This window comes from Amycolatopsis sp. NPDC104587 (genome assembly GCF_055583645.1).
Window position 1 is genome coordinate 776,209 of the sequence record NZ_JBVJNO010000002.1, and the last position, 12,627, is coordinate 788,835.

Annotated in this window: 13 protein-coding genes; 9 read left to right on the forward strand and 4 right to left on the reverse strand. The window is 71.3% G+C overall.

Going from position 1 to position 12,627, the window contains the following annotated elements:
- Positions 1-22: 22 nt before the first annotated feature.
- The 3 genes from ACZ61C_RS08015 to lpdA all read left to right on the forward strand — a co-directional run bounded on the left by ACZ61C_RS08015 (position 23) and on the right by lpdA (position 2,652).
- A complete protein-coding gene (locus tag ACZ61C_RS08015) occupies positions 23-427 on the forward strand; it encodes a nitroreductase family deazaflavin-dependent oxidoreductase (protein WP_465304115.1) in 405 nt (134 codons plus the stop codon).
- Between the two features lie 63 nt (positions 428-490).
- Entirely contained in the window at positions 491-1,264 is a 774-nt protein-coding gene (locus tag ACZ61C_RS08020; RefSeq protein WP_465304117.1) for a lysophospholipid acyltransferase family protein, read from the forward strand.
- Entirely contained in the window at positions 1,261-2,652 is a 1,392-nt protein-coding gene (gene lpdA / locus ACZ61C_RS08025) for a dihydrolipoyl dehydrogenase (protein ID WP_465304119.1), read from the forward strand. Before ACZ61C_RS08020 ends, lpdA begins: the two co-directional genes overlap by 4 nt.
- 16 nt (positions 2,653-2,668) lie before the next feature.
- Here lpdA and ACZ61C_RS08030 read toward each other — a convergent pair whose 3' ends face one another.
- Positions 2,669-3,121: a GNAT family N-acetyltransferase gene (locus ACZ61C_RS08030; protein ID WP_465304121.1), complete on the reverse strand. Its 453-nt coding sequence runs from the start codon at positions 3,119-3,121 to the stop codon at positions 2,669-2,671.
- A gap of 98 nt (positions 3,122-3,219) precedes the next feature.
- Between ACZ61C_RS08030 and ACZ61C_RS08035 the strand changes: the two genes are divergently transcribed.
- The 3 genes from ACZ61C_RS08035 to ACZ61C_RS08045 all read left to right on the forward strand — a co-directional run bounded on the left by ACZ61C_RS08035 (position 3,220) and on the right by ACZ61C_RS08045 (position 6,937).
- The gene (locus tag ACZ61C_RS08035) at positions 3,220-4,104 is read left to right on the forward strand and encodes an NADP-dependent oxidoreductase (RefSeq protein ID WP_465304123.1); all 885 of its coding nucleotides are present in this window, start codon (positions 3,220-3,222) and stop codon (positions 4,102-4,104) included.
- A gap of 135 nt (positions 4,105-4,239) precedes the next feature.
- Positions 4,240-6,138: a S8 family peptidase gene (locus ACZ61C_RS08040; protein WP_465304125.1), complete on the forward strand. Its 1,899-nt coding sequence runs from the start codon at positions 4,240-4,242 to the stop codon at positions 6,136-6,138.
- 64 nt (positions 6,139-6,202) lie between these two features.
- A complete protein-coding gene (locus tag ACZ61C_RS08045) occupies positions 6,203-6,937 on the forward strand; it encodes an SDR family oxidoreductase (protein ID WP_465304127.1) in 735 nt (244 codons plus the stop codon).
- On the opposite strand, the gene ACZ61C_RS08050 is transcribed toward ACZ61C_RS08045, so the two are convergent.
- Positions 6,934-7,941: an SDR family oxidoreductase gene (locus tag ACZ61C_RS08050; RefSeq protein WP_465304129.1), complete on the reverse strand. Its 1,008-nt coding sequence runs from the start codon at positions 7,939-7,941 to the stop codon at positions 6,934-6,936. The genes ACZ61C_RS08045 and ACZ61C_RS08050 overlap by 4 nt on opposite strands.
- Positions 7,942-8,011: 70 nt before the next feature.
- Between ACZ61C_RS08050 and ACZ61C_RS08055 the strand changes: the two genes are divergently transcribed.
- Positions 8,012-8,890, forward strand: coding sequence for a LysR family transcriptional regulator (locus ACZ61C_RS08055; RefSeq protein WP_465304131.1), 879 nt, complete (start codon positions 8,012-8,014; stop codon positions 8,888-8,890).
- Here ACZ61C_RS08055 and ACZ61C_RS08060 read toward each other — a convergent pair.
- Positions 8,887-9,459 (reverse strand): nucleotidyltransferase domain-containing protein, encoded by a 573-nt coding sequence (locus ACZ61C_RS08060; RefSeq protein ID WP_465304133.1) that lies wholly within the window; start codon positions 9,457-9,459, stop codon positions 8,887-8,889. The two genes, ACZ61C_RS08055 and ACZ61C_RS08060, sit on opposite strands and share 4 nt — an antisense overlap.
- Entirely contained in the window at positions 9,456-10,895 is a 1,440-nt protein-coding gene (locus tag ACZ61C_RS08065) for a peptide ABC transporter substrate-binding protein (RefSeq protein ID WP_465304135.1), read from the reverse strand. The genes ACZ61C_RS08060 and ACZ61C_RS08065 overlap by 4 nt, the downstream gene beginning before the upstream one ends.
- 103 nt (positions 10,896-10,998) lie before the next feature.
- On the opposite strand from ACZ61C_RS08065, the gene ACZ61C_RS08070 reads away from it, so the two are divergent.
- Together ACZ61C_RS08070 and ACZ61C_RS08075 are read left to right on the forward strand one after the other, a co-directional pair.
- Positions 10,999-12,333: an LVIVD repeat-containing protein gene (locus tag ACZ61C_RS08070; protein ID WP_465304137.1), complete on the forward strand. Its 1,335-nt coding sequence runs from the start codon at positions 10,999-11,001 to the stop codon at positions 12,331-12,333.
- Between the two features lie 102 nt (positions 12,334-12,435).
- Positions 12,436-12,585, forward strand: coding sequence for a hypothetical protein (locus ACZ61C_RS08075; RefSeq protein WP_465304139.1), 150 nt, complete (start codon positions 12,436-12,438; stop codon positions 12,583-12,585).
- Positions 12,586-12,627 lie beyond the last annotated feature (42 nt).

Below are 12,627 nucleotides of genomic sequence, written 5' to 3' on the forward strand. Positions count from 1 at the left end.
CGACCCTGAAAGGACACACCCCATGCTGTTCGGTGACGAGCACGTCCGCCGCTACGAGGAGACCGACGGAGAGGTCGGCCACGAGTGGAAGGAAGGCGTCCCGACGCTGGTGCTGACCACGAAGGGCCGCAAGACCGGCCAGGAGCGCAAGTTCGCCCTGATCTACCAGGAGATCGAGGGCGACGTGGTCGTCGTCGCCTCCAAGGGCGGCGCGCCCAACCACCCCGGCTGGTACTTCAACCTCGTCGAGCACCCCGAGGTCGGCGTCCAGGTCGGGGCCGACCGCTACCGGGCCCGCGCCCGCACGGCGGCCGGCGAGGAGCGCGCCAAGCTGTGGGACGCGCTCGCCGCCGTCTGGCCGGACTACAACGAGTACGCGAAGAAGACCGACCGCGAGATCCCCGTGGTGGTCCTCGAGCGCGTGTGATCTGCGCCGCGTTCGGCGCGCGCGGGGGCCGATCCGGCCGGTCGTCGGCTACGAATGACAGTCATGGACCGCTGGACCGCCCTCGACACCGAGGGTGAGCTGCTCACCCGACGTCAGATGATCGCCTACGGCCGGCGCTTCGCCCGCGCCGGCCGGGGCGCCTGGTACAGCTTCGCGATCGAAGTCGTCTGGCAGCTGCTCGTCCAGACGACCCGCTTCCGCGTGCGCGGTTCGCGGCACATTCCGGACAGCGGCGGGGTCGTGGTGGCGTCGAACCACCTGTCCTTCGCCGACCCGACGACGCTCACGGCGTTCTGCCTCGCCGCCGGCCGGGTGCCGCGGTACCTGGCGAAGGCGTCGCTGTGGAACCTGCCGGTGGTCCGCTCGGTGATGCGGTCCGGGCGGCACATCCCGGTCTACCGCGGCGTCGCGACGGCGTCGGAGGCCTTCCGCGACGCGGTCAAGTCCGTGCGCGAGGGCGAGTGCGTCGCGATCTTCCCGGAGGCGACGTTCTCGAAGGACCCGGCCGGCTGGCCGATGCGCGGGAAGACCGGCGCCGCGCGGATCGCGCTGGAGACCGGCGCGCCGGTGGTCCCGGTGGCGAACTGGGGCACCCACCACCTGCTGCCCGCGACGGCGTGGCTCCCGCGCGGGCTGCCGCGCAAGACCGTCGAGCTCGTCGCGGGACCGCCGGTCGACCTCGCGGACCTGCGTGACCGCCCGCTCACCCGCGAGGTGCTGGAGGAGGCGACGGCCCGGATCATGGCCGCCGTCACGGCGTTGCTGGGCGAGATCCGAGGTGAGGTCCCTCCCGTGGAGGGTAAGTTCGCCTCATGAGTGCACAACACTTTGATGTCGTCGTGCTGGGCGCCGGGGTCGGCGGATACGTCGCGGCGATCCGCGCGTCCCAGCTGGGGCTGAGCGCCGCGGTGGTCGAGGAGAAGTACTGGGGCGGCGTGTGCCTGAACGTCGGGTGCATCCCGTCGAAGGCGCTGCTGCGCAACGCCGAGCTCGCGCACGTCGTGACGCAGGAGGCGAAGGCGTTCGGCATCTCGTCCGACAGCCCGATCCGCGTCGACTACACGGCCGCCTACGAGCGCAGCCGCAAGGTCGCCGACGGGCGCGTCAAGGGCGTGCACTTCCTGATGAAGAAGAACAAGATCACCGAGTTCGACGGCCACGGCACGTTCGTCGACGACCACACCCTCGAGGTGAACGGCTCGCGGCTGACGTTCGGCCACTGCATCATCGCCACCGGGGCGACCACGCGGTTGCTGCCGGGGACGTCGCGTAGTTCGCGGGTCGTGACGTACGAAGAGCAGATCCTCTCGAGCGAGCTCCCGTCGAGCATCATCATCGCCGGCGCGGGCGCGATCGGCGTCGAGTTCGCCTACGTGCTGCACAACTACGGCGTCGACGTGACGATCGTCGAGTTCCTCGACCGGATGGTGCCGCTGGAGGACGCCGAGGTCTCGGCGGAGCTCTTCCGGCGGTACCGGAAGCTCGGGATCAAGGTGCTGACGTCCACCCGGGTCGAGTCGATCGATGATTCCGGCTCGTCGGTCCAGGTGACGGTGTCCTCGGAGAAGAACGGGCAGCAGGTCCTCTCGGCCGACAAGGTGCTGCAGGCGATCGGGTTCCAGCCCCGGGTCGAGGGGTACGGGCTGGAGAAGACCGGAGTCGCCTTGACCGACCGGGGTGCGATCGCCATCGACGGCCGCGGGCGGACCAACGTTCCGCACATCTTCGCGATCGGCGACGTGACGGCGAAGTTGATGCTGGCGCACGCTTCGGAGTCGATGGGCGTGGTGGCGGCGGAGACGATCGCCGGTGCGGAGACCATGGAGCTCGACTTCCCGATGATTCCGCGGGCTACCTACTGCCAGCCTCAGATCGCCAGCTTCGGGTGGACCGAGGAGCAGGCTCGTGCTCAGGGGTTCGACGTCCAGGTGGCGAAGTTTCCCTTTACCGCCAATGGGAAGGCTCAGGGGCTCGGCGACGCGGGCGGGTTCGTGAAGCTGATCAGCGACCGCACGCACGGCGAACTGATCGGCGGCCACCTGATCGGGCCGGACGTCACGGAGCTGCTGCCGGAGCTGACTTTGGCCCAGCAGTGGGATTTGACGGTGCACGAGGTGGCCCGGAACGTGCACGCGCACCCGACGCTGGGGGAAGCGGTTAAGGAAGCGGTGCACGGCCTCGCGGGGCACATGATCAACATGTAGCCGGTCGCGGGAGCGGTCAGGGCGCCGGTGAGTCCGGCACGTCGAAACGGAGCTCCGGCCGCTCCCAGCGCACCTTCGGGGGTTTCGGCGGGATGGTGCCGGTGCGTCGCGCGCCCACGCGGAGGTAGAACGCCAGCGCGGGCGGGTGCGAGACCACGCGGATGCTGGGCATGCCGTTCTTGCGGGCTTCGCCGAGCATGTGGGTGACCAGCAGCCGGCCGATGCCGAGTCCCTGGGCGTTGTCTGCCACGAAAAGGATGTCGAGTTCGTCGCCCCGGAGTGCGTAGAAGCCGCGAAGCTCACCGTCGGTGGCGGTGAAGGTGGGGTTGGCGGTGATGTACGCCGGGGTGACTTCGTAGCCGTCCAAGATGGACGCGTAGTCGCCTTGGTACGCCGAGGAGGCGTGCATCACCGCGGTCAGGGCGCCCGCCTGGGAGGTCGTGGCGCGGTGGATCTCGATCTGCCCCATGCCGCGAGCCTACGACGAGGGCGTGACGGACTTCGAACCGCTTGACTTCAACATAGGTCGAGGTATCAGGCTGAACTCCGACAAATCGGAGGGAAGCCATGAAAGCCGCAGCGTTCACCGAGTTCGGCGGGCCCGAAGTGCTTAAAGTCGTCGACCTGCCCGAGCCGCACGCCGGGCCCGGGCAGGTGCGGGTGCGCGTCAAGGCTGCCGGGGTGCAGCCGTACGACGCTGCCGTGCGGGGTGGGTGGGAGCCGCCCGGGCTGAAGCTCGGCTGGCCTCGCGTGCCCGGCAACGAGTTCGCCGGCGTCATCGACGAGGGTGACGGCGTCGGCGCCGAAGTCCTCGGCTTCACCGCCGTCCAGGCCGCCGCCGAATTCATCGTCGTGCCCGCCACCGACGTCACGCCGAAGCCGCCCGAAATGCCGTGGGAGGTCGCCGGCGGGTTCAGCGCCGGGACGCAGACCGCCTCCATCGCCCTCGAAGTGCTGCGGCTGCGGGCGGGGGAGACGCTGCTCGTCCACGGCGCCGCCGGGTCGGTCGGGACCGCCGCCGTCCAGCTCGCCCGGCTCCGGGGCGCCCGGGTGGTCGGCACCGCGAGCGCGGCCAACCAGGACTACCTGCGCGAGCTGGGCGCGATCCCGGTCGTCTACGGCGAAGGGCTGAAGGACCGCGTCGCGCCGTTGGGGATCGACGTCGTGCTCGACGGCGCCGGTGGGCACGCTCTTGATGTCTCACTCGAACTGGTGAAGGACCGGACGCGGATCCTCACGCTCGTCGACCATGGACGGGCCGCGGAGCTCGGGGTGCTCGTCTCGAAGTCCGGACGCTCCGCCGCGCGCCTCGCTGAGCTGGCGGCCCTCTACGCGAAAGGCGACTTGCGATTCTTCGTGCGCCGCGCATACCCGTACACCGAAGCCGCCGCGGCCCATCGGGAGATCGAGACCGGGCACGGGCGCGGAAAAATCGTTCTCACGTTTCCCTGATCGTTCCACCATGTGGACGACCGGACGTTCCCGACTTTGGTCGCTGGTCCGCCGCACGGTCACTACTTAGATTCTCCCCAGTACACCGGTCGGGTGTCATTCGGTCGAGCGACCGAGTACTCCAGGGAGACATCGATGGTGAGATTCAGCCGGGTCGCCGCACACGCGGTACCGCTGACGGTCGGCGCGTTGCTGCTGACGACGGGGGTTTCGGCGGCGCAGCCGTCCACGGTGGACGCGGCGACCGCGCGCACCGAGGCGGGCATCAACGCGCTGCAGAGCATCAAGAAGAGCCTCAGTCCCGCGGAGCGCAAGCAATCGAGCCAACTGGTCGTCGAGAAGCGGTTGCGCGCCGACCGTTCGCTCGCCGCGAAGCTGCCCGAGTACCGCTCCGGCGTCGGTGTGAGCACCGCCGGCACGGTCGCGGTCGACATCGCCGCGCACGGCCAGGCCGTCGCGAACGCCGTCCGGGCCGCGGGCGGCACCGTCCGCTTCGCCGCGCCGGACGGGGCCGTCCGCGCCGACCTGCCGCTGTCCGCCGTGGACACGATCGCCGGGCGCGCCGACGTCACCGACGTCAAGCCCGCCGCCCAGGCCACGACGTGGCACGAGCCGGGCAACCGCGACGCCGGCGTGACCGCCGCGGTGCAGGCCGCGACCCAGGTGTCCCAAGGCGACAAGGCGCACGGCGCCGACACCGCCCGCACGACCTACGGCGTCAGCGGCTCCGGCATCAAGGTCTGCGTGCTCTCCGACGGCGTCGACTCGCTCGCGAAGTCCCAGAGCGCAGGCGAACTGCCCGCGGTGGACGTCCTGTCCGGCCAGAAAGGCAGCGGCGACGAGGGCACCGCGATGCTCGAGATCATCCACGACCTCGCGCCGAACGCGACCCTCGGTTTCGCGACCGCGTTCACCAGCGAAGCCAGCTTCGCCGCCAACATCCGCGCGCTGCGCACCACCGGGCACTGCCAGGTCATCGTCGACGACGTCGCCTACTTCGACGAGTCGCCGTTCCAGGACACGCAGGTCGCGCAGGCGGTCAACGACGTCACCGCGGCGGGTGTCCTGTACTTCTCCTCGGCGGGCAACTCGGGCAACGCGACCGACGGCACCAGCGGGTACTACGAAGGCGACTTCCGCGCTTCGTCGACGAAGATCACCGGGGTCACCGGCACGCCGCACGACTTCGACCCCAGCAGCACCACGCAGAACTTCGACGCGCTTTCGGCGGGCTCGCTCGGCAAGCCGGTGACGCTGTTCTGGTCCGACCCGTGGGGCAAGTCCGCCAACGACTACGACCTGTTCATCCTGAACTCTTCGGGCAGCGTCGTGGCCTCCAGCGAGAACGGCCAGTCCGGTTCGCAGAACCCGTACGAGGTCGCGAGCGTGCCGACGACCGGCTCCGGCTACAAGGTCGCGGTGGTCAAGTACAGCGGCGCCGACCGGTTCATCGCGCTGAACGTGATCCGCGGCCGGTTCGTGGCGTCGGGTTCGCTGAAGGCGTTCAGCACCAACGGGGTCACGAACGGCCACTCGTCCGCGGCGAACGCCTTCAGCGTGGCGGCGGCCCCGGCGGGCCCGGCCTTCACCCGCCCGCTGGAGACCGGTGACCCGGCCAACCCGGCCGGCCCGTACCCCGGCCTGTTCAGCGCGTCGAGCAAGTGGGAGCGGTTCTCCTCCGACGGCAAGCGGCACCTGTTCTACAACGCGGACGGCACGGCGATCACGCCGGGCAACGTGTCCTCGACGGGGGGCACGACGCGGAACAAGCCGGACATCACGGCGGCGGACGGCGTGGCGACCTCGGTGACCGGCTTCCAGCCGTTCTTCGGGACGTCGGCGGCGGCCCCGCACGCGGCGGCCATCGCGGCCCTGCTGCTCTCGGGCAAGCCGACCGCGACCCCGGCGCAGATCCGCAGCGCGCTCGTGTCGTCGGCGATCGACCTCGGCGCGCCCGGGTTCGACACGGTGACCGGCAACGGCGTGATCATGGCCGGCCCGGCGCTCGCCGCGCTGGGTGTCCAGCCGAAGTAAGTGCGCATTGGCTGACGAAGAGGGCCCGGTGTTCGCCGGGCCCTCTTTCGTTAGGGTCGGGGGCATGACGAAGACGGCGGTGGTGACCGGGGCCGGTTCGGGCATCGGGCGGGCGGTGGCGCGGGCTCTGCTCGCGGACGGCTGGTCCGTCGCGCTCGCCGGACGGCGGGCCGAGGCGCTCACGGAAACCGCCGCCGGGTACGACGACGCGCTCGTCGTGCCCACCGACGTGTCCCGCGAAGACTCCGTCGCCGAGCTGTTCGCGGCGGTCCGCGCCGAGTGGGGACGGCTCGACCTGCTGGTCAACAACGCCGGGATCGGCGCGGCGGGCACGATCGCCGACCTGTCCGTCGAGGACTGGAAACGGACCGTCGACGTCAACCTCACCGGCATGTTCCTCTGCGCGCGGGAGGCCGTCCGGCAGATGAAGGACCAGGACCCGCGCGGCGGCCGGATCGTCAACAACGGCTCGATCTCCGCGCACGTCCCGCGGCCCGCGAGTGTCGCCTACACCGCAACGAAGCACGCCGTCACCGGGCTGACGCGGTCGATCTCGCTGGACGGCCGGGCCTGGAACGTCGCGTGCGGGCAGATCGACATCGGCAACGCCGCCACCGAGATGACCGAGCGGATGGCGGCGGGCATCCCGCAGGCCGACGGCCGGGTGATCGCCGAGCCGACCTTCGACGTCCGGCACGTCGCCGACGCGGTCCGGTACATGGCGGGGCTGCCGCTGGACACCAACGTCCAGTTCCTCACCGTCACGGCGACGACGATGCCGTTCATCGGCCGCGGTTAGGGGATCACCCGCGCCTTCCGGAACTCGTCGAAGAGCCGGTAGAACATCTGCTCCGTCTCCACAGAGGAATGAAAACCCGCGCGGCGCGACTTCGAAGTGTCCGCGAACATGTCGTAGTCCCAGCCGAACACGAAGTCACCGAACGTCCATGAGCGGGAAACGTCCTGGTAGGACGCGGACAAGCCGTGCCGCTCCATCATGGACGTCCACAGTGGAGCCTTGTCGGCCATGACGTCCACAAGGGACATCCGCAGTGGTGGCGCGACCTCCAGCCCGAAGTACGCTGCCAGCTTCGGCCACAGCTCGCGCCAGCGGAACAGGTCGCCGTTCGCGATGTTGAACGCGCCTTCGTGGCCCGTCGCCCAGATCGTCGCGTCGGCCAGCAGGCCCGCGTCCGTCATCTCCAGCAGGCTGTCGTACGCGCCCGGCTTGCCCGGGAACCGCAGCGGCAGCCCCAGTTCCTTCGAGATCGACGCGTAGACCGCGATCACCAGCGCCAGGTTCATCGGGTTGCCCAGCGCGGTGCCGCCGACCACCGACGGGCGGATCGCCGACCACGAGCCGCCGCGCCGCTCCAAGAAGCGTTGCTGGTCGACGTTGAACTCCGGTGGCATGTGGCCCGCGTCCGTCTCGCGCGCCGGGGTCTTGAACGGCCCGAGGTGCGCGCCGTAGACCTTGTACCCCTGCATCAGGCTGACGTGCTCGAGCCGCGACGACGCCAGCGCTTCGACGACGTTCGTCAGCATCGCCAGGTTCGGCGCCACCAGCTCCGCCCACGTCGGTTTGTCCTGGTAGGCGGCGTAGAAGAGGTGCGTCGTGGCGGTCAGCGGGCCGACCTTCGCCCGCGTGTCGGCCGGGTCGAGCAGGTCGACGGCGACATTTCCCGGGCCGCCGCGGCGCGACAGGCCGACGACGTCCCAGCCGCCGTCCGCGCGCAGGTGCTCGACGAGGTTCTGGCCGATGATCCCGTTCGCCCCGGCCACCAGGGCTGTCTTGCGTTCCATGAGACCAGCCTGTGCAGCGCCGTGCGATAAGTCCAAGGCTTAGTTGTCACGTCAGCGATAAGCTGTGTTCATGACAAGTCTCCGGCAGCTCGAGTACCTGGTCACGGTGGTCGACACCGGCTCGTTCACCCGCGCCGCGGAGCAGCTGCACGTGACGCAGCCCGCGCTGTCGCACCAGATGCGGGCGCTCGAGCAGGGCCTCGGCGGGCCGCTGCTGGAACGGCTGCCGCGCACCGTCCGGCTCACGCCGATGGGCCGGGCGATGCTGCCGCACGCGCGGGCGGCGCTGGCCGACGCCGAACGCGCCCGCTGCGCCGCGCGGCTCGCGTCCGGAACGACGGCGGGGGAGCTGCAGGTCGCGACGGTGTATTCGGTGAGCCTCGGGGTGCTGCCGCCGGCGTTGCGCGTGTGGCGGCGCGACCGGCCGGACGTCGACGTCCGGCTGATCGAGTTCCGGCACGCCGACGAGCTGCGCGACGCGATGGCCGCGGGCGAGGCCGACGTCGCACTCGGCCCGCGGCCGTCCGGCTGGGCCGGACCGGTGCGGGAGCTGGGGGTGGAGGAGTTCGTGGTCGTCCTGCCGGCGGACGGGGCGTCGGAGGACACCACGGCGGGCGTGGTCGACCTGGCCACGCTGGCCGACTGCGCGTGGGTGCACTACGCGCCGGGCAACGGCCTGGCCGAGCTGGTCGACACGACCTGCGCGGCGGCGGGCTTCCGCCCCCGGGCGGCGGTCCGCACCGAGCAGACGGCGGCGGCCCCGATCCTCGCGGCGGCGGGCCTCGGGCCGGCGCTGGTCCCGGCGAACGTCCTCCCGGCGCGGTTCGACGGCCGGGTGCTGCGCCCGAGCGTGCCGGTCTGCAGGACTCTGGTCGCCTACACCCGCGCGGAGCCGGACCCGCTGACCGCGGCGTTCATCGAGACCCTGGTGGAGCACGCCACGATCTAGAGCCGGTCGAGCCAGGGATGGCCCGGCTCCAACGCCGTCGCGAGCCAGCGGCGCTGAGCGTCGTCGAGCACCGGCAGCGCTTCAGCGAAGTCCCGCTCGTCCTTGGGCCGGGTGCCGCGCGCCTTGGCGAACAGCTGGACTTCCGGTGCCAGATAAGGGATCCCGTCCGCGGTGACCGCACCCAGGTCGGCGACGGCCCGCCGCACGGCCGGGTTGTGGCGCGCGAACCAGAAACCGTCCTCGGACTCGTCGAGCATGATCTGGATCCGCCACGGCGCGGACGCCGACGGCCGGCACCAGACGTCGTCGACCCCGCGCGGCAGGAGCTCGCCGCGGCGCCAGGGGCGCAGCGTGCCCGGTGGGTCGGCCGCCCACCACTCCCACGTCGGCAGCGCCTCCTGCACCGCGAGCTGGTCGCGGCGGAGCAGCAGGACGTCGACGTCGCCGTGCTCGCGGAACGCGTGCCCGACGGCGAATTCGATCGCGTACCCGCCCGCGATCCACCACGGCGCGCGCATCCCCGAGAACAGTGCCGCCACTTTGGCCGGGGAGGCCGGGTCCCAGCTCACGAGACCGAAATCCCCGCCAGCACCGGACCGGTGAACGGCGTCGTCTTGACGTCGTGGGTGCGGGACGACCAGACCGCGTGACCGTGGCCGGACCACAGCGGGGCCGCCGGGAGGTCGCGCAGCAGCTGGTTCTCCGCCAGCCGGTACAGCTCGCCCGCCTCCTCCGGGGTCGCCGCCGCGTCGGCCAGGGCGAGGTTCTGGCGGAACACCTCGTCGGCGTAACCCGACTCGGCCGCCAGCTCGGACAGCAGTTCGTACGGGCTCGCCGTCGCCAGGCGCACGTCGACGGCGGCCGGGCCGTCCAGGGCGCCCGCCGCTCGGGCCTGCGCCGTCACCGAAACGTCCAACGCCTTGTGCAGTCCCACGACCAGACTGCGCGTCCACTCCTCGCTGCCGGGTCCGAAGTAGACGGTCGCGCCGCCCGGGAAGGCCGCCTGCTTCAGCAGTGCCTTGCCCGCCGCCGCGTCGAAGCTGCATGGGCGGCACGTGCCGGAGCGTTCCCCCGGCGCGTCCGCCGGGGGCAGCAGCGCCTTGGCCGGGTCGACCTGGTGCGCGAGCGGCCCGGCTTCGAGGGCCGCGCGGTCGACGCCGAGGGCGAAGCCGTGACGCACCGTCGCGTCGGCGAAGCGAGGGTTCGTCACCGGGAACACCAGGTAGGCCGCTCGCGGCAGGTCCCACGTCGTGTGGCGGTCGCCGAACTCGTGCATCGCCTCGTGCTTCTCGCCGGGGACCTCGGTCGCGAGGTCCAGCGTGCCCGCCTTGACCTCGTCGTACTGGGCGGCCGGATCGCCGACGCGCAGGTCGATCTCCTCGGCCTTGCCCTCGCCGACGCGCTTGAGCGTGCCGCCCGACCCGGGCTTCCACGGCCCGTCGAGGCGGTACGGGCCGTTGCCGACGGGCGCCGCGGCAAACCCGGTCCAGTCGCCCGACGCCAGCACCGACGCGGGCAGCGGCACCAGGCCGGGCGCCGACAGCAGCGCGGGCACCTGGCCGGACGGCCGGTCCAGCGTCACCGTGATCGTGTCCGGAGTGGACGCCGTGATCTCGCGGGCGCGCAACAACTTCGTCAACACGGGCGCGGAAGCCCACTGTGAAGAGGCGACCGCCTTCCAGGTGTCCACATAGGACTGCGCGGTGACCGGCGTGCCGTCGTGGAACTTCGCCGGCCGCAGCTTGACCGTCCAGTGGACCCGGTCGGCGCTCTCGATCGACTCGGCCGCGCGCGGCGTGACCTTCCCGGACGCGGCGTCGTAGTCGGCGAGCGGGGTCCACAGCGCGCCGGTCAGCAGCCGGCCGGCCTGGTCGGTGACGTCGGCGGGCAGCAGCGTCGCGGGCTCCCGGATCCCCGCCGACAGGACACCCGGGCGGGCCGGGTCGGATCCGGAACAGCCCGTGACGGCGAGAGCCAGGACGGCGGCGAGGGCGAGCAGGCGCATGGGCCAGTCCTACCAGTCGGATGCAAACCAAAGACGGTTGTGTCCGGTTGATCTCCGTCGTACCGTTCGGTTGGTCACGCTTCGAGCGTTCTGGGAGGTTCGCGTGCGCACCTGGTTACGAGCGTGCTTCGCCGCCGTCACCGTCAGCGCCACGCTGGTCGCGACCGGGCTCCCGGCCGCCGCCTGCGGCGAGGACGACAAACCCGCTGCTCCCGCCGCCCGCACCCTGGGTGACCCGGGCGCGGTCAAGAACGTCAAGGCGGTCGGCAACGTGCCCGACGCCGCCGGCGCCATCTCGATCAACTTCCTCGACTACGGCCGCCGCGACGTGATGGTCGTGTCCGGCGAGTTCGGGCTGAAGGTCTACGACCTGACGAAGAACCCGGCCGCGCCGAAGCTGGTCGGGCAGGTCAGCCTGCCGGGCCTGTGGGAGACCGAGGACACCGAGGTCGACCAGAACCGCAAGCTCGTGTTCCTCTCCCGCGACCCGCGCGCGTTCGCGGGCAACACGCACACCGGCGAGTCCGGCATCTACGTCGTCGACGTCGCGAAGCCCGAAGCGCCGAAGATCATCAGCTACGTGAAGGCGCCGGCCGGGCACACCACCAGCTGCGTCGACAACTGCCGTTACCTGTGGACGGGCGGCCCGGCGAAGGCCGACGACCAGCCGGCAGACTGGGGCGGCCGGCCGATCTGGGTCACCGACATCCGCGACCCGCGGCACCCGAAGGTGGACCCGCGGCCGATCGAACTGGCCCGCAACGACGGCAAGACCGACTACGTGCACGACGTCCAGGTCGACGACAACGGCGTGGCCTGGGTGTCCGGGCGCGGCGGGGTACGCGGCTACTGGACGAACGGGATCCACCGCGACCCGGTGACGAACAAGATCCGCCGCGCGACCGCGCACGAGCCGGTCCCGTACGCCGGTGGCGGCATCGCCGAGACGGCCGCGCCCTCGCGGTTCATGCACAACAGCTTCCACCCGGCCGGCCACCGCATCGGCGACGGCGCGTGGCGTGGCCAGGACCTGATCTACGCGACGGAGGAGAACTTCGTCGACGGCTGCGCGGGTGACGGCGTCCTGACGATCTCGTCGCTGAAGGGCTCCTACCACGGCGAAGGCTGGCGGTCGACGCCCGAGCAGCCGTTCCGCCTGGAGAGCGTCGGCACCTGGGGCGTGAACGGCCAAGAAGGCAGCGACCCGGCCTCCGACGACTGCTCCGCGCACTACTTCGACGTCCGCGGCAAGATCCTGGTGCAGTCGTTCTACGCGCAGGGCACGCGGTTCCTCGACGTCAGCGACCCGACGAACCCGCGCCAGATCGCGTACTACCGTCCGGGCGACGCGAGCGCGTGGGCGCCGTACTGGCACGGGAAGTACGTGTACGTGGCCGACAACGCGCGCGGGGTCGACGTCCTGCAGCTCACCCGGTAACAACTTTTGGTGGTCCCGCGTGGGCACCTTCCGCCGTAGCGGCGGCGGGTGCCCACGCGTTTTGCTGGGGGCATGGTCAAAACACGATCTACCGGGTCCCGCGTGGTCGCGTTCGCCGTCGCGGTGGTGCTCATCGTCGGTGGCATCGCCGGGTTGTCGGCGGGAAGCCACCTGGTGGCGAGCACGATCGGCTCGGCCGTCGCGGTCCTCGCCGGGCTGCTCTTCCTGCGCATCGCCGCCCGGAAGCGGTGATCCACCGGAGGCCGCCGCCGAGTCCGCTCGGCGACGGCCTCC